Here is a 19,444-nt window from a genome sequence, read left to right on the forward strand (position 1 = left end):
CAAAGGTGACAAGGCGATAGCCCGCCTTGCCACATGTCGTTTACTCACCCAGTTGGGTGTTACAGGAAGCCCAGCTTTTTCATCAGATCGCCAATGACTTGTTCCTGTTCTTCCAGGAAGCCTTTGAAATCATCGCCTGAGTTATGGATGTTTACCCAGCCATTGCGGGCGCGGACCTCTTCCCACTCGGGCGTGTCATACATCTTGGCCAGGGCGTCCTGATACATCGCCAGCTTGTCTTCAGACAGGCCAGGAGCCGCAAAGAAACCGCGCCAGTTGACAAAGCTGGTGTCGATGCCCTGCTCCTTCATGGTCATCACATCCGGCGCCACGCCAACGCGCGCGTCGGCGGTAACACCGATGATTTTGACTTCCCCGGCATTGGCCAGGTTAATCGCCTCGGAAAATCCCGTCGACAGGGCTGCGATCTCGCCCGAAAGCAGCGCCGCCATGGCCTTACCGCCGGCGTCATAGGGAATATATTTGACCTCCAGCGCGTCTTTGCCTGCAGCCTCCATCACCATGGCTGCAACCAGATGATCCATACCGCCCGGAACAGAGCCGCCACCAATGGCGGTTTTCGAGGGGTTGGCATCATAGGCCGCCAGCAGATCGCTCATGGAATTCACCGGGCTGTCCTTGCCGACAACAATGGCGGCGTAATCGCCGATGGTTCCAGCCACCAGCGTCAGATCGCGAAAGTTATGCGGGAACACCCCGGTAAGCGAGCGGATCACGATCGGGGTCGAGTTGACCATCAAGGTGCCGTGGTTGCTCTCGGCATTTTCGATCAAATAGCCGATGGCCTTACCGCCGCCGCCGCCAGACATGTTTTCATAGGACGCGGTTGCCACCAGCCCCGCCTTGGTCAGGGCCTCACCCGTTCCACGTGCAGTGCCGTCCCAACCGCCACCGGCCCCACCGGGGATCAGAAAGTGAATGCTCTCAAGCGTTTTATGACCCTCGGCCGAGACCGGACTGGCCAGGCTCCCAACCAGGCTCAAGGTCGCAACTACACTCGCTATCAGGGCGCGACGGCCCATCTTGATTGTCATCATGATTTCCTCCCATTTGACAACTGTCCGAAAGGCGGCTCAGTTGAGAGAGACAAACATGAGAAGCTGTCACCGAGCTGTCACGCGATGAAAAAAGTGAAAAGAGCGCATGAAATTCCTTTTGGTCGAAGACAATATGGACCTGGCAAAAGCGATTTGTGCACGTATGCACCTGGATGGCCACACCATTGATCATGCAGGCAAAATTGACGATGCAATCGCCTTTTCGCAGACCGGAGATTACGATCTGATCCTGCTCGACATCATGCTGCCTGACGGCGACGGCCGCAGCTTTCTCAAACAGCATAGGGACCAGAAACGCGACACAGCTGTGATTGTTCTGACCGCCCGGTCGCAGGTCTCGGACAGAATCAGCGTGCTGGATCTGGGCGCCGATGACTACATAACCAAACCCTTTGATCACGAAGAACTGCAGGCGCGTTGTCGGGCGGTGTTGCGCCGCAAGACCGGCACATCGCAGGCGGTTTTGCAGCTTGCCGACGTGAGTTTCAACCCGGTCGCCGGGGTGGTCACGGTCTGTGATAAAGTGGTGAACCTGCGCAATCGAGAGTTGCGACTGCTGGAAGTGTTGTTCAATGCGCCGGGGCAAATTTTCCCCAAGCAGAAACTGGCGGACCGGCTGTTTTCCTACGACGAGGATGTCTCGGAGAATGCTGTTGAGGTCTATATCGCGCGGCTGCGCAAACATCTCGAAGGCTCTGGCCTAAAGATCACCACCCACCGCGGGCTGGGCTATCGGCTGGACCATGATTGAGGCGCCGCAGATTTCGGGCTCCCTGCGCAACCGGCTGGCTGTGACCCTGATCGGCGGGGCCTCACTGTTGGCTCTGCTGCTGTTTCTGGTGGTCAGAAACTACGCTGCCCAAATCGCGCAACAGGGGCAAGACAGCATCCTCGGGGCCTCGGTCTCCTCTATTCTGGATGCCGCCGTGCTGAGTGATGATCAGGTGGAGATCGACTTTCCCTATGCCTCCTTTTCGATGCTGACCACACCGGCGCATGACCGGGTATTTTACGCCATCTACCGGGATGACCAATTGCTGTCGGGCTATGCGGATCTGCCGCGGCCAGACAGTGCTGACAGCCCCGACAGCGGCGAACGGCATTATCAAACCGCTGCGTTCATCGGCAAGCCCATCCGGATTTCAACCGCTTCGCGCACCCTGCTCGGCGCCGACGTCAAAACCCACATCACCGTTTCCGTGGCGCAGACCCAGGACGCGCTCTCGGACCGGCTGAATGCCATCTCGCGCAATGTTGCCTCCTTTGGCATGGGCTTCTTTGTGTTGGTGGTGCTGTTGTCCTTTTGGGTCACCTCCATCACCATTGCGCCGCTCAATCGCCTCGCCACCTCGGTCGCCAGGCGCGGCCCCCAGGATCTAAGCCCGGTTAGCAAACCCGTGCCCACCGAGATGCTGCCGCTGGTGGGGGCTCTCAACAGGTTAATGGCCCGGCTCAATCAATCGCTGACCCAATCCGAAGACTTCATCGCCGAGGCCGCCCATCGGGTGCGCACCCCGCTTGCCACGGTGCGTTCCTACGCCGAAACCACCCTCCAGCGGGTCGACAAAGAGCAAAACCGCCAGGCGCTCAGGTCGATGATCCGGGCCATCGACGAAAGCTCGCGCGCGGCGGGGCAACTGCTGGATCATGCCATGATCACCTTTCGCGCCGACCAGCTGGAATACCAGCAATTGGATCTGGTCGATCTGGTACAGGATCTGGTGCTGCGTCTCGCGCCGGTTGCCGAAATGAAAGACATTGATCTGCGGTTTCATGTAGATCAGCCGGTCCAATGTCAGGGCGATCCCATCCTGCTGCAAAATGCCATTCGCAACCTGATCGACAATGCCCTGAAGTATTCCCCAAGCGAAAGCACCATAGACATTCGGGTGACCGCTCACCCCCGGCCACAGGTGGAAATCCGTGATCAGGGGCCTGGGTTTCCCCCCGATGAAATCTCCGATCTGGCCCTGCGGTTTTCACGCGGCAATAACGCAGCCGGGACAATCGGCTCAGGCCTGGGGCTGACGATTGCGCAGGATGTCGCCATTGCCCATGGTGGAAAGCTAACCCTGTCCAACCTTACAGGAGGCGGCGCATGCGTGTTATTTTCGCTCTGATACTCGCCCTTCTGCCACTGATGACAGCTGCTCAGACCCAGAACACCTGGGAAGAGCGGGTAATGTTTCGCGGCACTAAAGGCGGCCAGACACTCAGGATTCTATCGAGTACCGACGGGTCCTTTTTTGCGCCCATCATCACCAGCTTCCTTGCCCAGCGGCCCGATCTGTCCATCGAATACTTTGTCTCGGGAACAGCTGAGATTGACCGCATTTTCCGCCAGGATCCCAGCCAGTTTGATCTGGTCATTTCCAGCGCCATGGATTTGCAGTTCAAGCTGGCCAATGATGGACATGCTTTGGCGATTGAAGATGTCACCACACCCGATTGGGCCCAGTGGCGACAAAGCCTGTTTGCCTTTACCACGGAACCCGCAGCCATTGTCATTCGGCGCGCCGATTTTGCCGGTCACCCACTGCCACAAACCCGCCAGGACTTGATCCAGGCCCTGCGCAGCCGCCCCGAGGTCTTCCGCAACAGGTTAGGGACCTACGACATTCGCCATTCCGGGCTGGGGTATCTTTTTGCCACCCAGGATGCCCGGGCCTCTGAGACCTATTGGCGACTGATGGAGGTCATGGGCAATCTGGGCACCCATCTGTATTGCTGTTCCGGGGATATGATCACCGACCTGCAAAATGGTAAGATCGCCGTCGCCTATAATGTGCTTGGCAGCTATGCCTCCGCCCGCACCACCGACACCGATGATCTGGCCGTCATTCTGCCCGCTGATTTCCCCATCACCATGATGCGCAGCGGCTTTGTTTCCGCCAGAACCACACAGCCAGGGCACGCCGGGGATTTTATTCGCCACCTGCTCAAAATCCAGTCCGCCCCATTGGACCCCGGGGCCTTTCCCTTGCCGCCACTGATACCGGAATCCGGCTCTCCGCCCCAATCCGCAATCACGCTGGGGCCTGCCTTAATGACCTATCTGGACAGGCTCAAACGGCGCACCTTTCTGAAAGAATGGATCAGCGCCGTTATTCAATAGATGGCCCTAAGGAAAGAACGGCCCTACCGGTAGGTCAGGTTCCGATAAAATCTGCGCGCCGTTCCTGCAGGGCGGCGTGCAGATAATCCACCAGCAGGCGCACGCGTAAAACCCGGCGCAGATCACCATGCAACAGCAACCAGGTAGAACGGTCCTGGTTCAGTTCTGTGCCCGGCACCCGCTGCAATTCGGGGAACTCTTTTTGCACCCAGCTGGCCAGAAAGGTCATCCCGGCCCCAGCCCGCGCCATGTGCAAATGCATCTGCGGGTCGGGAATGGCGTGGCGTATCTTGGCCTCGGGAAAAGGCGAGCTGGCGATCATGTCCAACAGGCTTGGTTCCGCCCCATAGCCGATCCAGCTCAACCCCTGGCCCTTTGGCCCGGCGCCGGGCAAGACCCGTTCGATATAGTCCCGCGCCGCATATATCCCCAGCGACAGTGGGAACAGGCGACGGCCAACTGCCGCGTCCTCGACCTGCAGAACATGGCGGATCGAGACATCGGTTTCGTGGTTTTCAATGGACTCGATGCCAAAGGACAGGCTCAGATCAATGTGAATATCCGGGTAGAGCTTGCTGAATTCGGCGAGGATCGGCGCCAAAAGATAATGCGCCGTCATCGGATCCGCAGACAGGCGCACCCTCCCGGTCGCCTCCCGGTCCAACCCTTGCACCGCATTACACCCTTTGAGCAAAGTCGCCTCTGCCTCCAGCGCTTGCGGCAGCAGCGCCCGCCCGGCGGCGGTCAAATGCAGCCCATCACCGCCGCGGCGAAACAGTTGCACCCGCAGCCCGGCCTCCAGGGCCTCTACCTGACGGCGCAGGGTGGCATGGGTGCTGTCGATGGCCTCTGCTGCGGCCCGAAGCGAGCCATGCCTGGCGACAGCCAAAAAGGCGGGGAGCGGTTTCCAATCTAACATGCCGGAACATTATCAATCCACACCGGATCACTTCAAGCCATTTTCGGAACGCAAATAATCCGCCATGCAGCCCCCGAACTCCGACTGAGTAAGGCAGAGCGATGACAAAAACATATCATGCATGGGCGATCCCGCGCTACGGCTGCCCTGAGGTGCTGGAGCCGGTGACCCCGCCGCGACAACCCCCAACGGGGCGGCAACTGCAGATCGAGATCAAGGCCTCCGCCGTGACCCGTGCGGATTGCATGATGCGCGCAGGCGTGCCGCGATTTGCCCGCGCCTTCCTTGGCTTGTCGCGCCCGCGCAACAATCTGGTTGGCACCGGCCTGTCCGGTGTGATCACCGCAATCGGCCCTGGGGTCAAACGCTTTGCTGTTGGCGATGCCGTCTTTGGAGAAAGCGGTCTTTCGTTTGGAGCCAATGCCAGCCATATCCGCCTGGAAGAGGACGCGCTGCTGCTGCAGAAACCCGACAGCCTGCCCCATGCACAGGCCAGCACACTTTGTGATGGGCCTTTGACCTCGCTGCATTTTCTGACGCAGGTGGCCCAGCTGCACCCCGGCCAGCGCCTGCTGGTGCTGGGGGGCTCTGGCAGCTTGGGCAGTGCGGCCATCCAGATCGCCCGCCATCTGGGCGCCGAAGTCACCGCCACCTGCAGCACCCGCAACGCAGCGCAGGTCAGCGCTCTGGGGGCCCAGCAGGTGATTGACTACACCCGGCTTGATATCGCGGACACGGCCGAAACATTTGACGTGATCTATGACACCCTAGGGGCATCTTCTTTTGGGCGGCTCAAGCACAATCTGGCAGCGGGCGGGCGGTATCTCTGTCCGGTTCTGGACGGAAAACTGCTTGGCGCTGCGCTGGCGACCTGGCTCTGGGGGGGACGCAGGGCACAGTTTTCAGCGGCGGGCCTGCAGCCCGTGCACCAGCTGCGGGACTTGCTGACCCAGCTGCTGGTGCTGACGCGCAGTGGCGTTTTGACACCTCTCATGGACCGGCACTATGGGTTGGACGAGCTGATCGCCGCCCATCGTTACGTGGACACCGGGCGCAAGGTTGGCAATGTCGTGGTGATGGGATCAAGACCCGGATCAACGACCCAATCGCAGCCACTGCCAGCCCCGCCGCCCCCGGCCATCCCCGGTGCGAAGAACCGGGACCAGGGTTAGGCCTGCACTGCCTTCATGAACCGATCCCGGATCACCACAGGGTCAAGCGGGATCACCGGCATCTTGGCATTACCACTGTCACATTTGACCACCAGAACCGTTGCCTTACCGGCCTCTAACGCCTGTTTCAGCGCCGCGCCGGTGTCGACGTCCTGGACCTCAACCACTCTGTCACAGCCTGCGGCCCGTGCCATACCGGCAAGACAGGTTTTTTTGCCGGTATAGGTCGGCTGATCCCCGGTCGAGCCATAAGAGCCATTGTCGATGATCATCAGAATATAATTGGGCGGCGCGTTATTGCCGATTGTTGGCAGGGTGCCCAGGTTGGTCAGCACCGAGCCATCGCCATCAATCACCACCACCGGTTTAGGCTGCGCCAGCGCGAGCCCCAGGCCAATCGAAGAGGCCAGCCCCATGGTGCCAAGCATATAGAAATTGCTTGGTTGATCGTCGATGGCGTGAAGTTCCTGGCTGGGAATGCCGATATTACAGACGACGAGCTGATCCCGCAGCAAGGGCGCGATCTCGGAAAGGATTTCAGAACGGATCATTGTTCGCCATAGCCTCCCCAGAAATTGGCATCGGTTAGGATGGCCACTGGTTTATTGCACATGAAGGTGTGTTTCAGGATCATGTCGAACTCCTCCACGTCGGACTGTTTGTGGAAATGATAGGTCGGAATATTCAACTGCGCCAACAGGGCCTTGGTGTGCAGCGCCATCTCGACCTGACAGGCCACCGGTTCACGCAGCTCACCGCGATAGGAGATCAGCATCGGCAGGGGCATCCGGTAGTATTGGATCAAGGTCGCCAGCGTATTGATGGTCACCCCGATCGCCGTGTTCTGCATGATGATTGCCGGACGCTTGCCCCCCATCCAGGCTCCGGCACACAGCCCCATGCCCTCGTCCTCTTTGTTGGCGGGAATATGAAAAACCTCGTCGCGCGTCTCAACTTCCTCGATCACCCCGGCCAGCTGTTTGCAGGGAACTGTGGTGACAAATGAAATGTCGTTGGCAACAAGATCATCCACGATTTTCTTGTCGATGTTCATTTTGGACATGCCTTTCCTTGAGCCCTTCCCCCTTGCTCTACCACAAGTTCTGCCCGGTGGCATCGTTTCACACCTCCAGGCTCGGGGATCTATGGTCCCACATCTGGCTTCAGAGCCATCTTGTCACAGTCGGTTTTCATGCTACGCTTTGCCTGTTCTGAGGCCAGAATTTCGGCCTATATTGAGGAGTTTTTTTATGAGTAGTTTGAAACGAATTGCGATCTCAGCCCCCCTGGTTGCCCTGTTTTCCCTTGCACAGTCGCCTGCTTTTGCTGGCGGTGATGGGGGTGGGGTCGGTGCCTCATACGGGCTAAGCAACGCTGCAACCAAATCTGTGGTGAATACACTGTCACGGGGGACATCACGTTGCAGGAAACAACCCGCCGCCTACCGCTACGATTGCTATCGCTGGGTTTACCGGCGCGCCGCAAACCAGTTGCGAACCAATGACGCCTATTCCGAAGCCCAGCAAGCGCTGGAACAGGTCGAACGCAGCCTGGAAGCGGTGATTGCACAGAACCGCGACACCACGCAGCCCAAACGCAGGCGTGCTCTTGAAACCTATACGCCGGTCAAACCCGCCGCCATCCCAAGGGTAAAGCGCGCCACCATACAGGCGTTGGAAAAGGCCGAAACCATTTTGCTGCGGTCACCCACAAACAAACAAGAGCATTACACCCGCATCGCAGAAGCGATAAATTCCAACAAGGTTCTGTTGCGCTCTGCCCTGTTGCCGGGCGGCATGATCCGTTTGGCTCAGACCTTGGTCTCAGGCTTTCTGCGCCACGGCTGACGCGCTGCCACCAGCGCCCCTACAGCCTGAGACATCCCAGCGCGCAATGACCTGACGGGCGCGGCGGCAAAGCAAAACCTCTGCCGCCGCCCTTACCTTGCAGCCTGTGCAACGCCACAGGCCCAAGAAAAGGCCGATAGCGTTACCGGACCACATGCACCGCACAGGCTGCATGGCGCACCACCTGGCTGGCAGTGGAGCCCAGCAGCAAATCCTGCATGCCTGGACGGTGAGATGAGATAATCACCAGATCGGGTTTGTTTGTCTCTGCCCAGTCAAGAATGGAACGCCCTGAGTGGCCTTCTATGACCAGGCTGCTGGCAGCGTTTGGCAGGGTTTTGGCGAGAGCAGCCAGCTCGGCCTCCAGCGCCTTGCGGGTTTCTGCCATATAGTCAGCGGACATATAGGAAATCGCATAGGCCGGAACCTGTTCGACCACATGCAACAGCGTGATCTTGGCCTCTGGTGTGGCCAAGATCTGCGCCAGCTTAAGCGATGCTGAGACATCCCGGTCTGGGTCAAACGAAATTGGTACGAGAATATTATGATACATGAAAAGCCTCCTTGGCTACTCGCCTAAATCAAAGCATGACCCCGGATCATCCTATGGACCTTGATCCAAATCAGGGGTTTTGCCCTTTGTGAATGTGTCCCGACCTTGAGGTCAAACCGCCTCAAATGTCGCTGCGACCTCATACATGACAGGCTCGAAACTGCGGCACAACTCATTGATTTTCCGGTTGCGCTCGCGCATCTCTGCGGAGCGTAGCATCGCCATAAAATCCTCGCGGCGGCGCCATTGTGAATAGTTTGCAATCCGCGTTTGGGCGTCATTCACATGCAGCCCCGCAGCAATAAATCCGGGCTGTTTCGATATGAACGCGCCATAGGCATCCGTGAGCGCATCCAAGAGATCCTGGCAGGTTCCCGGCGTCATTTCAAAGGTCGTGATAACCGTTTGGATCTCCGCACCATCGGTAATTTTAGGCATTGGCTTCTCCCTGGTTGTTTCGCTACCTGTGACAAGCCTACGATGATTACGCTGAGAAACGGACTCGTTTTTCCGCAAACGATTGCCAGCGTGGGATGATCACACGTATAACAAGATCATGCTACCGACAACTCTCCGATAAGGCCATGCTCCGCCCTGCACATCTGGTTCTGGCGCTTTGGGCCACAAGCCTGCCACTGGCTGCCAGTGCCGGAGCCTGGAAGCGCCCTGTGGATACCGGCTTTGCCGCGACCAGCTTTACCCTGCGCAGATCTGACCAGGGGTTGGTAAGCGAGTTTGGCTATTACCGGGATTTTGGCCTCTCCGCGCGGTTTGATCTGGGCATTGATCTGAACCAACAGGACAGCCAATCCGGTCATGTCCTGATCTTTGCCCGCCTGCCTCTGCGCCAGGGGGCGGACAATACCCAAATCGCCGCCGAATTCGCACTTGGTGGCAATCACACCAACCTGCAATGGCACCCGATGTACCGGCTCACCCTGTCTGCCGGACGCAGCAAGCCCACCCGGATCGGGACGCTATGGGGCTCCCTAGATCTGAGTGTTGAACAGCGCGGCGACGCGGCCCACCCCCTGGGGAAACTGGACGCCAGTTTTGGCATAGATACCAACCGCGCACTCTCACCGCTTTTGCAGATTGAAACCAGCTTTGGCCAGGGGACCGATTTTGCCTACGCCATCACGCCTGGCCTGCGCATCAAGCTTGCTGGCCTGTCCTTTGCCAAGAAGCCCATATTCGAAACCAGCGAGCTGACCATCGGGCTTGAATATCGGCGTGCAAACACGCAGAGTCTGGGCCTCAAGATAGCCCTGTGGCAGCGCTTCTGACCCAGGCCCTCGCCAGATTTGGCCCCGCTCCCCCGATCCCAAAATTCCTGACGCAAGTTCCTCAGCCCAAAAGACTGGTGCCATGACATCGATCCCCCCACAGGCCACCCCGAACACAAACCCGATCCGCCCGACCGACGATGAGGCCCGCGCCTTGGCGCAAAGCCTGATGAGCCAAGCCCGCTTTGCCGCTCTGGCCACGCTGGATAGCAGCGGCAGCCCGCTGGTAACGCGGGTTGCCTTTGGCCTGTGCGCTGCAGGCCAACCAATCAGCCTGATGTCCAGCCTCGCCCAACACAGCCAGAACCTGGCAGCCAACCCCGCCTGTTCACTGCTGGTCGGAGAGCCCAGCCCAACGGGAGACCCGCTCACCCATCCCCGGCTTAGTCTGGTTGGCACGGCGCAGTTTGTCAGCAACCAAAGCTCGGAACATCAGGAAATGGCCACGCATTACCTGCGCAGCCATCCAAAATCCAAACTCTACATTGGCTTTACGGATTTCTCTTTTGTCCGTTTTTCTGTGCGGCTGGGCAATCTGAACGGCGGTTTTGGTAAGGCTTTCACCCTTACGCCAGACGACCTGTCCCCTCCCAGCTAGGTTCTGGCCTACTTATCGACCCGCACCACCACCTGCACCTCACCACGCAGGGATTCGCCCCAGTTCAACTTAACCTCGTCCCGGTTGCTGCCCTGTTCCAGCTGCACCCAGGGGCGTGGGTATTGATAAGTGCCGCTGGAATTGCGCATGGGCCCAATGGCCACCACCGCATCCACAGCCCGCGCACGCCCCTGGAACGGCATGGCCCCGGCGGTCGAAACTGTCCAGGTGCTGGCAACCGTGGCCTGCTCATGGCGGATCCGCAGCGGGCTGGCCACCGCAGTGGAGATCCCATGGAAGGTATTGCCTTCAAAAAACACCGATTTGCTACGACTGAAATCAAGATCGGAAAAGCTGGTATCCACCCGGTCAGCCCGGTCAATATTGCCATTGATCGACCGGAACTTATTGCCAGAGATGCTCACCCCATTCAGGAAATGCCCGGTGCCATAGGGTTTGATCACCACATAGCTGAACCAGGGCGCCACATCGCTGGACAGGAACACATTGTCGGTGATCGACAGCGCACTGAACGAAAACCCACCCGTGAAATTCGGGGTTGGATCCTGCTCATTGGTCCATTCAATGAAACAGTTGTCGACGTAATTGTCCGAAATGGTGCTGGCACAATAGGTCGAGGCCATAATCAGCCCCGCCGTGCGCACGCCCCCCGCGATACTGTCCCCCTGAAAGAAGTGATTTCCGGTGATGGTGTTATTGGCCCCCGCGAGCAGCGCAAAATGGCGGAATTTGGTCACCCGGTTGTTGCGCAGCTTGGCGTCATTGGCATTGACGTTGATCCCAACACTGCTGCGGTTTGGGACGGTTGCGGCCTCTTCCGCCGACAGGAACTGGCAATTGTCCACCAAAATGCCCTGACAGCCCGATCCGATCGAGGTAATGCCTCGATCCTTGGGCCGCGAAATAAAGCAATGGTCCAGGCTGAACACCGTCCCAGCCGAGGGCAGGCGCAGCGCGCTGCAGTGGGAGTTGCACTGGATTTCCACCTCAGTCATGCCAAATTTGCTCAGGGCGCTAAAGCCGCTGAAATCGAGCATGTACTTGAAATCCTTGAAGGTAAAAACCTGGGTGCCCGCCGCATCATAAAGCGGCGCATTCAGGGTGATCTCACCAGCGCCGGTATTTTTGCTGCGCACGTAGATCTCGCGGCCGACACCAGCGCCCTCCACCAGCGCCCCCACCGGGATATTGGCGATATTGTTGACATTTTTTAGCTTGCGCGGGTCATTGGGATCATAGGTGGCCTGCTCATTCCAGGTCTCAGTATCCCAGGCCGCCCCACCCGAGGCCGCCAGCTGGCCGTTACGGATCACCCGCCGCGTCGAATAGGAGCTGCGATTGGGCACCGCCGCCTGCATATCAATCGGCGCCGTCACCGTCACCATCCGCCCGGCCAGATCCAGCGATTCATGATCCGCAGAATTCAGCAAAGCTTGAAAGGCCTTTTTGAACCCCTCTTCCTCATTGCCAAAAGCCGCCGCATAGGAGGGAAAGTCAAAACTCTTGCGCAGCAGCAGCATCTTATCCACCGGCATCCGCAGGCTGCCTTCAAAAAACACCGGACTATTTAACGAGACGGTCTGCGCCAAAAAGTACTGGCCGGCAGGCACCAGGATCTGCCGACCCACCGCCGCCGCATCCGCGGCCTCAAAGGCTGCGGTGTTATCCGTCACATCGTCCCCGATGGCGCCAAAATCCGTGACATCCACCACGCTCACCATATCGCGCAGGAAGGCGCTGGTCAGGTCGGTGATCTCGATATCGTCGATGCGGACCACGCCACCATTGGGGCCAATCAGATCCAGTCCAAAGTGACCATAGGTGGCCGCCAGCCCCCAGGGCATATCAACGCCCGCGCGGCTGCCGGTGCCGATGATGGCGCTCACCTCCACCACCGTGCCATAGGCGGTCAGCGTGGTGCTGCTGCCCACCTCAATCACCCCTGCAACGTGGCTATCGCTGCTATCCCCGGCCCAGGCGGCAATCCGCACCGTTGGCAAGGCGCCGCTCACCGCCTTGATCCGGGCCTTCACCTGCAAATAGCAACCGGGCAAAAGCGGCGTTTTCCCCATGTAGCGCAGTTTCTGCGTGCTCGCCAGTTTCTGCAACTCCAGGCAGCCGGCAAAATCCGCATCCGCCACCACAATCGCCGCATTGGGAACCCCGTCATATGTGTCAGAGCCCGGCGTGCCCTCACCGCTCGACCAGACATCCAACCCCGCTTCAAACTCTGGCGGCATCAGCTCTAGACCCGCAGTAATCACCTTGTTCATCCCAAAACCCTTTCCAAGAGCGCGCATGCATATCGCTGACAAAAGCTAGAGATCCCGGTTTAAAACCGCCCGATCACGGCGTGCGCCCCCCCTGCACCCCCCTGATCCCCTGCACCCGGACTTTGCTTTGGAGCCTGTCCCTCGCCTGAGGACCGCCCGGCAGGGAAAGGTGGCTGCCCCAGACCAAATCGCCGAGGGGCCCCGCCTCTTCAGGCGGGGATGCGGCTATTTTGTTTGGGATGCAGCCGCCGCCCCCTGCCAGGACCTCAGATCAGGTGAGGGGCAGATCTTCAAAGCTTTGCTTGGGTGGGATCCTGAGCCAAAAACACCCCTTCAAAACAAAAAAGAGAGCGCCCAAAGGGCGCTCCCAATTCTTCAAAGCGAGGCGTCACATCAAAAGGGCGTGATCTCAATCCGCCAGGGCCCGGTCCATCAGGGCACGGTCAATCAGCGCAATGGTCTCATCGACGCCATACAGCGCTATAAAGCCACCAAAGCGCGGTCCCTGGCTGGCGCCCAGCAACACCTCGTAAATGGCGGTAAACCAATCGCGCAGCGGCTCAAACCCGTGGATTTTACCAATGGCAAAGACCACCGATTGCAGGAATTCCTCATCGGCAAAATCGGCCTCTGGCAGGGGCTCATCCTTGCCCAGAATGTCGTTCTTCTTGGCAATCGCCGCCAGCGCCGCCTCTGCCGATTTCAATGCATCCGCCAGATCCTGCAGCGCTACACGTTCCTGATCACTGGGGGCGCGGAACACCTTGGTTGGTTTGACGTAATCGTTGAAATAGGCCACCGCAAAACCCGCCGCCTGATCCATCGTTGGATTGCTCTGCGGCGTCGCATCGGGGGCGTATTTGTTGATAAAGCCCCACATGGTTTCCTTGTCCTCAGCACTGGAGGCTGAGGCCAGGTTCAGCAACATCGAAAACGGCACCACCATATCCGACTCTGGCACATCGCCGGCGTGGATATGCCAGACCGGGTTATTGAGCCGGGCCTTGGTGTCCTGGGTCGCATAGGCCCGCAACTGCTGATGATATTCATCAACTGCCTTGGGGATCACGTCAAAATGCATCCGCTTGGCGGTCTTGGGCTTGAGGTACATGAAATAGGACAGGCTCTCGGCGCTGGCATAGGTCAGCCACTCGTCAATCGAGATACCGTTGCCAGAGGTTTTGGAGATCTTCTGCCCATTGGCATCCAGGAACAATTCATAGGTGAAATGGTCTGGCGCCCGGTGGCCCAGGATGCGGCAGATTTTGTCATAGATTGGCGTATTGGTGCTGTGATCCTTGCCGTACATCTCAAAATCGACCCCAAGCGCCGCCCAGCGCGCGCCAAAGTCCGGTTTCCACTGCAGCTTCACATTGCCGCCAGTGACCGGCACGGTCCATTCCTTGCCGTCCTCATCGTCAAAGGTGATGGTGTGGGTCTCGGCGCAGACCTTTTTCATCGGCACATAGAGCACCCGCCCGGTTTCCGGGTGAAACGGCAAAAAGATCGAATAAGTCTGGCGCCGTTCTTCGCGCAGCGAGGCCAGCATCACCTCCATGATCTCATCATATTTTTCAACGGCGCGTCTCAGCACCACGTCGAACTGGCCCGAGCCATAAAATTCGGTGGCGGAGTAGAACTCATACTCAAAGCCAAAGGTATCCAGGAACCGGCGCAGCATGGCATTGTTGTGATGGCCAAAGCTCTCGTGGGTGCCAAAGGGATCCGGCACCGAGGTCAGCGGTTTTTGCAGATGTGGCGTCAGGCTGTCGGCATCGGGCACATTGCCCGGCACCTTGCGCATCCCGTCCAGATCATCGGAAAAACAGATGAGCTTGGTTGGAATATCGCTGATCACCTCAAAGGCGTTTTTGATCATGGTGGTCCGGGCCACCTCGCCAAAGGTGCCGATATGCGGCAGGCCAGAGGGGCCATAGCCGGTTTCGAACAGGACATAGCCCTTTTCTGGCGCGCCCTTGGCATAACGTTTGAGCACCCGGCGGGCTTCTTCAAACGGCCAGGCCTTGCTCTTGAGAGCGGTGTCGCGCAAATCAGACATTGCTGTTCTCCATCAGCGGCCCCTGTGGCCGCCTAAATCCTGTCCCGCTGCCCTATGCAGCAGGTCGGCCCGGTCTATTGCGCAGATGCAGCATGAGTCAATGAACAGAGCCGGGCTTGCCTCGGTTTCAGTCGTTAAATTGCGCCTTTTCGACAATCCAGTCCAGAATTTGTCGCACATCCTGCCGCGCGGCAGCCCCGTCCCGCAGCCCGGCAAAATAGCCGCGCGCCGATGTGGTGGTGGGTGCCTGCAAGCGCAACAGGGCGCCGGTCTCGGTGAAACTGTCCAAAATCCCGCCCCAGGCAAGAAAGACCCCCTGCCCCGCCAACCCGGCATTGACCAGCATGGCATAGGAGTTGAAGTCCAGTACCCGCGCCCCACGCGGCATCACCTGACCTGCGGATTTGAACCAACTTGGCCAGTCATGCCACTGGCTGCGCGCCGTCTCCATGGTCAGAAAGGTCATGCGGGAGAAATCATAGCCCTGCGCCGTCATGCCAAGGCGCGCCAGATAGAGCGGACTGGCTGCGGCATAGACCTCATTGCTCAGCAGACGGGCCTCTGCCTCACCGCCGCCACCGGGCAGACCAAAGCGGATGGTCAGATCCCCGGGGCGCACTGCTTCGCCATACTCCTGGCTTATGATACGAATCGTCACCTCAGGAAAGGCCTGCTCCAGCTCTCCCAGGTGTGGAATCAGCCAGAAACCAACAAACCCAGATGGTGCCGTGACCGTCACAATCCGGGTTTCTGCAGCTTTTCTGATTTGTGAGACCGCGTCTTCGATCTGGCCAAACCCACTGTGCAGCGCCTGCAAAAGCTCCTTGCCTGCATGGGTTATTCGGGCTGGTTTATGGGTTCTGTCAAACAGGTTACTGCCCAGATCGGCCTCCAGTGTCGCGATCCGACGTGAAATTGCCGGTTGCGAGACATTCAGTTCCTCTGCTGCCGCAGTCAGTGTCCCATGGCGGGCGGCGGCATAGAAAGCTGTGAGCCCTGAAAAGCTGGGTAGACGCTCCATCTAACATAACCTCAACGTATATTACACTGCAGCTTTAGCGCATTGAATGAAACAGAAAAAGCCCCTTATCTGAAACCACTCGCCACCCACTCACACAAACCCTACGGAGGCCTCAGCACATGCAACAGGAATTGCCCCAGGATATTGCAATGGACATTACCACCCTTGCCACTGATCTCAGCGACACCGAACAGCTGCATCAGGCCTCCAATCTGCCCCATCCCCCGCAGGACCACCTGATGGTGGTGGATGCCGCACAGGTTCCCCTGGCAGGCGGCACCGATGCTGCCTTTGGCGAGGTCCGCTGGCGTACCCTGATCAACAGCTGCTCCGAGAAATCCCGCGATATGGTGCTGGGCATTGCCGAGTTTGAACCCCATGGCCGTCTGCTGCCCCATCGCCACGATCCGGCCGAGTTTTATTTGGGCCTCGAAGGTGCCGGCACCGTGACCATCGACGGCACCCCCCATGAGATGCGCCCCGGCGTCGCCATCTATGTGCCCGCCAATGCCGAGCACAGCACCCAGGCTGGCCCTGACGGTCTGCGCTTTGCCTATGGGTTTGCCGAAAGCAGCTTTGAACAGATCACCTACCGCTTTACCGGCGCAGAAGAGGCCCAGGCCTAAAATCGACCCGGTTCCGGCTGTTTCTCGCCAGTTTCGCAGCAATTTCACATCAATAGGCCAGAGGCAGGAGTTGAACCCGTCTCTGGCCAAGCCTATCCTTGGGTTTGAAATGCGCACAAAGGATCTGCCATGACCGAGAAAAACGCACAATCCATGTCCCAGCAGGACTGCCTCGTGGCTCTGATGGTGGCGGTCTCTGCTTCGGACGAAAACATCCGCACCGCCGAGCTGATCAAGATCCAGTCTGCCGTTAACATGCTGCCGGTCTTTGCCGATTACGACATTGACCGCATGACCCGGATTTCCAACACCGTGCTGGATCTGTTTGAACAGGAAGACGGTCTGGAGGCCCTGTTTGGCCTGATCCGCGACGACCTGCCGGAACGTCTGTATGAAACCGCCTATGCGCTGGCCTGTGACGTGGCGGCCGCCGATGGAAAACTGGCTGAAACCGAGCTCGAGCTCCTTGCAGAAGTGCGTTATGAGCTCAATATCGACCGACTGCATGCCGCCGCCATCGAACGTGGCGCCCGCGCCCGCCACATGGTCTAACCCAGACAGACGATCTCACCAGACCATCCTGCTGCGTTTGCCCCGGGCTTAAGATCCAGAGCAGACCACCGTTTGGCGCCTCTTCGCCGCGCCGGTTTCGACAAAATTGGTCTGGTCAGATTGTGCAGTTTTGGCCCTTAAAGACATCCCGACCCCACCATTAAACTGGCTCCAACATCGCCTTTGGAGCCAGTTTATGAACAAGCCACTCGACATCCGTACCGTGCCTTCGGTCTGCCCGCTGGACTGCCCCGACACCTGTAGTCTCAACGTCCAGGTCCAGGGAGATACAGTGGTCGCGGTCAAAGGCTCCACCGCGAACCCCTATACCGCCAATGTGATCTGCAACAAGGTGGCGCGCTACTACCCCGCGTTTGTACATGGCACAGCCCGGCTCACCCATCCGCTCAAACGGGTGGGGCCACGGGGCTCTGGCCAGTTTGAGCGGATCAGCTGGGACGCAGCACTGGATATGGTGCATGCGGGGTTCAGCAAGGCCATTGCAGACCATGGTCCCGAAAGCGTGCTGCCCTTCAACTATGCCGGCCCCCATGGCGAGCTGGCCGGGGGCTCAATGGATCGGCGGTTCTTTTACCATATGGGGGCCAGCCTGCTCAACCGTGGCCCGCTATGCGGCGGGGTGCGCGGGGGCGCCTATGCCAGTCTGTTTGGCGCCGCCCCCGGCATGCCACCGGTACAGATTGAGCATTCCGATCTGGTGCTGGTCTGGGGCAACAATGTCACCGTTTCCAACCTGCATCTGGCGCCACTGCTGAAAACGCTGCGGGCGCGGGGCGGCACTCTGGTGGTGATCGACCCCAAGCGGATCAAGATCGCCGAACAATGTGATATGTACCTGCAGATCAAACCCGGCACCGACGTGGTGCTGGCCATGGGGCTTGCCGCCGAGCTGGAGCGGCGCCAGGCGCTGAATGAGGCCTTTATCGCCGATTGGGTTACGGGCTTTGATCCCTATATGACCCAGGCCCGGCAGTATGGGCTGGCGCGGGTTGTTGAAACCTGCGGCATCAGCGCCGAAGAGTTTCATGCCCTCGCCGATGTGATGGTGGCGGCAAGAAATATCGCCTGCGCCTTTGGCAACGGCATTGAGCGCGGCCGGTCCGGCGGGTCAGCCCTGCGCGCCGGCATGGCGCTGCCTGCGCTGCTGGGCCACCATGGGCGGCTGGGCGCCGGCGTCATGGCCAAATCCGGTGGTGCCACCCCAAAGACCCAGGCGCGCCTGCACGGCGACCATTTGATCAAGCCCGGAACCCGGATCCTCAACATTGTTGATCTGGCCAATATCTTGCAGGACGACAGCCTGGAGGTCCCGATCACAGCCACCATGATCTACAATCACAATCCGGTGGCCACCCACCCGGATCAGAGCAACCTGATGCGCGCCCTGATGCGCGAGGATTTGTTCATCGCTGGCTGTGACGTGGTGATGACCGACAGCATGGCCTATTGCGATGTAATCCTGCCTGCTGCCTCACATTTTGAGTTCGACGACATCTATGGCGCTTACGGTCAAAACTACCTGCAACGGGCAGCACCGGTGATCCCCTGTGTCGGGGAAAGCCTGCCCAACACCGAGATCTTCCGCCGCCTGGCCGCCCGGTTTGGCTATGATGATGCCCTGTTTCAGGCCAGCGACAGCCAGCTGATGGATGAGGCCATCGACGAAACCCACCCGCAGCTAGAAGGCAAACGCCCTAGCGAGATCGCCCTGGATCGCGCCATCGAAATGATGGCCCCCGACGGCGAACCGCTGGTGATGTGCAAAAACGTCACCCCGGCCACCCCGTCCGGCAAGATTGAGCTGTTCAGCCAGGACTATGAGACGCGCTATGGTTTTGGCGTGCCGCGCTATGACCCGGTGCCACAGGCCCTGCCGCTGACACTGATTACCCCCAGCTCAGCCAAGCGGACCAATGCCACCTTTGGCAGTGACCCGGCCTCCGCCGGCCCGGAAATGCTGGAGATGCATCCCAAAGACGCCCAGAAACGGGGCTTGCAGGATGGCGCGCTTGTCTCGGTCTGGAACGCGCTTGGCGCTGTCACCCTACAGCTCAAAGTCACCGAGGCCACCCGCCCCGGTGTGCTGTACTCCCCCAAAGGCACCTGGCGCGGCAGCTCGCAGACCGGGTTCACCGTCAATACCCTGATCCCGGCAGATATCCGCACCGATATCGAGGATGGCGCCTGCTATCATGAGACTTTTGTCGAGGTGAAACCTGCCAAGGCATAGCCTTGGGAATAAAGCGCGCAGAACAGGGCTTGGGCTCCATATCCCAAGGGGGATACGGCACTTTTCCTGCCG

At 59.1% G+C, this 19,444-nt stretch carries 19 protein-coding genes; 10 read left to right on the top strand and 9 right to left on the bottom strand.

Going from position 1 to position 19,444, the window contains the following annotated elements; translation table 11 throughout:
* Positions 1–59 precede the first annotated feature (59 nt).
* Positions 60–1,058: a tripartite tricarboxylate transporter substrate-binding protein gene (locus QZ268_RS13020; protein ID WP_295453292.1), complete on the bottom strand. Its 999-nt coding sequence runs from the start codon at positions 1,056–1,058 to the stop codon at positions 60–62.
* Between the two features lie 106 nt (positions 1,059–1,164).
* Between QZ268_RS13020 and QZ268_RS13025 the strand changes: the two genes are divergently transcribed.
* The 3 genes from QZ268_RS13025 to QZ268_RS13035 are packed head-to-tail and all read left to right on the top strand — an operon-like array spanning position 1,165 to position 4,194.
* Entirely contained in the window at positions 1,165–1,830 is a 666-nt protein-coding gene (locus QZ268_RS13025; RefSeq protein WP_295453295.1) for a response regulator transcription factor, read from the top strand.
* Positions 1,823–3,199, top strand: coding sequence for a sensor histidine kinase (locus QZ268_RS13030; RefSeq protein WP_295453297.1), 1,377 nt, complete (start codon positions 1,823–1,825; stop codon positions 3,197–3,199). The genes QZ268_RS13025 and QZ268_RS13030 overlap by 8 nt, the downstream gene beginning before the upstream one ends.
* Positions 3,178–4,194, top strand: a complete 1,017-nt coding sequence (locus tag QZ268_RS13035; RefSeq protein ID WP_295453300.1) for an ABC transporter substrate-binding protein — start codon at positions 3,178–3,180, stop codon at positions 4,192–4,194. The genes QZ268_RS13030 and QZ268_RS13035 overlap by 22 nt, the downstream gene beginning before the upstream one ends.
* A gap of 34 nt (positions 4,195–4,228) precedes the next feature.
* Here QZ268_RS13035 and QZ268_RS13040 read toward each other — a convergent pair whose 3' ends face one another.
* Entirely contained in the window at positions 4,229–5,113 is an 885-nt protein-coding gene (locus tag QZ268_RS13040; protein ID WP_295453303.1) for a LysR family transcriptional regulator, read from the bottom strand.
* 101 nt (positions 5,114–5,214) lie between these two features.
* Between QZ268_RS13040 and QZ268_RS13045 the strand changes: the two genes are divergently transcribed.
* Entirely contained in the window at positions 5,215–6,285 is a 1,071-nt protein-coding gene (locus tag QZ268_RS13045) for an NAD(P)-dependent alcohol dehydrogenase (RefSeq protein WP_295453305.1), read from the top strand.
* Here the strand turns inward: QZ268_RS13045 and comE are convergent.
* Together comE and QZ268_RS13055 are read right to left on the bottom strand one after the other, a co-directional pair.
* Positions 6,282–6,836, bottom strand: coding sequence for a sulfopyruvate decarboxylase subunit beta (gene comE, locus QZ268_RS13050; RefSeq protein ID WP_295453308.1), 555 nt, complete (start codon positions 6,834–6,836; stop codon positions 6,282–6,284). The genes QZ268_RS13045 and comE overlap by 4 nt on opposite strands.
* Positions 6,833–7,339 (bottom strand): sulfopyruvate decarboxylase subunit alpha, encoded by a 507-nt coding sequence (locus QZ268_RS13055; RefSeq protein ID WP_295453408.1) that lies wholly within the window; start codon positions 7,337–7,339, stop codon positions 6,833–6,835. Before QZ268_RS13055 ends, comE begins: the two co-directional genes overlap by 4 nt.
* Before the next feature lie 196 nt (positions 7,340–7,535).
* Here QZ268_RS13055 and QZ268_RS13060 point away from each other — a divergent pair, with 196 nt between their 5' ends.
* On the top strand, positions 7,536–8,132 hold the full coding sequence (locus tag QZ268_RS13060) for a hypothetical protein (RefSeq protein WP_295453310.1): 597 nt from the start codon (positions 7,536–7,538) through the stop codon (positions 8,130–8,132).
* 142 nt (positions 8,133–8,274) lie between these two features.
* Here the strand turns inward: QZ268_RS13060 and QZ268_RS13065 are convergent, their stop codons facing one another.
* Positions 8,275–8,685, bottom strand: a complete 411-nt coding sequence (locus QZ268_RS13065) for a universal stress protein (protein ID WP_295453313.1) — start codon at positions 8,683–8,685, stop codon at positions 8,275–8,277.
* A 111-nt stretch (positions 8,686–8,796) separates the two neighbouring features.
* Complete coding sequence (locus tag QZ268_RS13070) at positions 8,797–9,123, bottom strand: antibiotic biosynthesis monooxygenase family protein (RefSeq protein ID WP_295453315.1); 327 nt, start codon at positions 9,121–9,123, stop codon at positions 8,797–8,799.
* Positions 9,124–9,269: 146 nt separating this feature from the next.
* Here QZ268_RS13070 and QZ268_RS13075 point away from each other — a divergent pair, with 146 nt between their 5' ends.
* A complete protein-coding gene (locus QZ268_RS13075; RefSeq protein ID WP_295453318.1) occupies positions 9,270–9,971 on the top strand; it encodes a hypothetical protein in 702 nt (233 codons plus the stop codon).
* An 82-nt stretch (positions 9,972–10,053) separates the two neighbouring features.
* Entirely contained in the window at positions 10,054–10,569 is a 516-nt protein-coding gene (locus QZ268_RS13080) for a pyridoxamine 5'-phosphate oxidase family protein (protein WP_295453321.1), read from the top strand.
* An 8-nt stretch (positions 10,570–10,577) separates the two neighbouring features.
* Here the strand turns inward: QZ268_RS13080 and QZ268_RS13085 are convergent, their stop codons facing one another.
* The 3 genes from QZ268_RS13085 to QZ268_RS13095 form a co-directional block, all read right to left on the bottom strand.
* On the bottom strand, positions 10,578–12,863 hold the full coding sequence (locus QZ268_RS13085; RefSeq protein WP_295453324.1) for a glycosyl hydrolase family 28-related protein: 2,286 nt from the start codon (positions 12,861–12,863) through the stop codon (positions 10,578–10,580).
* 409 nt (positions 12,864–13,272) lie between these two features.
* Positions 13,273–14,922 carry a lysine--tRNA ligase gene (locus QZ268_RS13090; RefSeq protein ID WP_295453327.1) on the bottom strand — a complete coding sequence of 550 codons (1,650 nt, stop codon included), beginning with the start codon at positions 14,920–14,922 and terminating at the stop codon, positions 13,273–13,275.
* 127 nt (positions 14,923–15,049) lie between these two features.
* Positions 15,050–15,943, bottom strand: coding sequence for a LysR family transcriptional regulator (locus QZ268_RS13095; RefSeq protein ID WP_295453329.1), 894 nt, complete (start codon positions 15,941–15,943; stop codon positions 15,050–15,052).
* 149 nt (positions 15,944–16,092) lie between these two features.
* Between QZ268_RS13095 and QZ268_RS13100 the strand changes: the two genes are divergently transcribed.
* The 3 genes from QZ268_RS13100 to QZ268_RS13110 all read left to right on the top strand — a co-directional run bounded on the left by QZ268_RS13100 (position 16,093) and on the right by QZ268_RS13110 (position 19,372).
* The gene (locus QZ268_RS13100; protein WP_295453332.1) at positions 16,093–16,569 is read left to right on the top strand and encodes a cupin domain-containing protein; all 477 of its coding nucleotides are present in this window, start codon (positions 16,093–16,095) and stop codon (positions 16,567–16,569) included.
* Between the two features lie 129 nt (positions 16,570–16,698).
* The gene (locus tag QZ268_RS13105) at positions 16,699–17,121 is read left to right on the top strand and encodes a tellurite resistance TerB family protein (RefSeq protein ID WP_295453335.1); all 423 of its coding nucleotides are present in this window, start codon (positions 16,699–16,701) and stop codon (positions 17,119–17,121) included.
* A 196-nt stretch (positions 17,122–17,317) separates the two neighbouring features.
* Entirely contained in the window at positions 17,318–19,372 is a 2,055-nt protein-coding gene (locus QZ268_RS13110) for a molybdopterin-dependent oxidoreductase (protein ID WP_295453338.1), read from the top strand.
* Positions 19,373–19,444 lie beyond the last annotated feature (72 nt).

It is taken from the genome of uncultured Pseudophaeobacter sp. (assembly GCA_905479575.1).
Taxonomy (GTDB): Bacteria; Pseudomonadota; Alphaproteobacteria; order Rhodobacterales; family Rhodobacteraceae; genus Pseudophaeobacter.

Bases quoted from the DNA above. Each gene is read 5' to 3' on its own strand.
- QZ268_RS13065 (WP_295453313.1), bottom strand. From the start codon at position 8,685: ATGTATCATAATATTCTCGTACCAATTTCGTTTGACCCAGACCGGGAT.
- QZ268_RS13040 (WP_295453303.1), bottom strand. From the start codon at position 5,113: ATGTTAGATTGGAAACCGCTCCCCGCCTTTTTGGCTGTCGCCAGGCAT.
- QZ268_RS13030 (WP_295453297.1), top strand. From the start codon at position 1,823: ATGATTGAGGCGCCGCAGATTTCGGGCTCCCTGCGCAACCGGCTGGCT.
- QZ268_RS13110 (WP_295453338.1), top strand. From the start codon at position 17,318: ATGAACAAGCCACTCGACATCCGTACCGTGCCTTCGGTCTGCCCGCTG.
- QZ268_RS13025 (WP_295453295.1), top strand. From the start codon at position 1,165: ATGAAATTCCTTTTGGTCGAAGACAATATGGACCTGGCAAAAGCGATT.
- QZ268_RS13045 (WP_295453305.1), top strand. From the start codon at position 5,215: ATGACAAAAACATATCATGCATGGGCGATCCCGCGCTACGGCTGCCCT.
- QZ268_RS13095 (WP_295453329.1), bottom strand. From the start codon at position 15,943: ATGGAGCGTCTACCCAGCTTTTCAGGGCTCACAGCTTTCTATGCCGCC.
- QZ268_RS13020 (WP_295453292.1), bottom strand. From the start codon at position 1,058: ATGATGACAATCAAGATGGGCCGTCGCGCCCTGATAGCGAGTGTAGTT.
- QZ268_RS13085 (WP_295453324.1), bottom strand. From the start codon at position 12,863: ATGAACAAGGTGATTACTGCGGGTCTAGAGCTGATGCCGCCAGAGTTT.
- comE (WP_295453308.1), bottom strand. From the start codon at position 6,836: ATGATCCGTTCTGAAATCCTTTCCGAGATCGCGCCCTTGCTGCGGGAT.
- QZ268_RS13105 (WP_295453335.1), top strand. From the start codon at position 16,699: ATGACCGAGAAAAACGCACAATCCATGTCCCAGCAGGACTGCCTCGTG.
- QZ268_RS13090 (WP_295453327.1), bottom strand. From the start codon at position 14,922: ATGTCTGATTTGCGCGACACCGCTCTCAAGAGCAAGGCCTGGCCGTTT.
- QZ268_RS13080 (WP_295453321.1), top strand. From the start codon at position 10,054: ATGACATCGATCCCCCCACAGGCCACCCCGAACACAAACCCGATCCGC.
- QZ268_RS13070 (WP_295453315.1), bottom strand. From the start codon at position 9,123: ATGCCTAAAATTACCGATGGTGCGGAGATCCAAACGGTTATCACGACC.
- QZ268_RS13075 (WP_295453318.1), top strand. From the start codon at position 9,270: ATGCTCCGCCCTGCACATCTGGTTCTGGCGCTTTGGGCCACAAGCCTG.
- QZ268_RS13100 (WP_295453332.1), top strand. From the start codon at position 16,093: ATGGACATTACCACCCTTGCCACTGATCTCAGCGACACCGAACAGCTG.
- QZ268_RS13055 (WP_295453408.1), bottom strand. From the start codon at position 7,339: ATGAACATCGACAAGAAAATCGTGGATGATCTTGTTGCCAACGACATT.
- QZ268_RS13035 (WP_295453300.1), top strand. From the start codon at position 3,178: ATGCGTGTTATTTTCGCTCTGATACTCGCCCTTCTGCCACTGATGACA.
- QZ268_RS13060 (WP_295453310.1), top strand. From the start codon at position 7,536: ATGAGTAGTTTGAAACGAATTGCGATCTCAGCCCCCCTGGTTGCCCTG.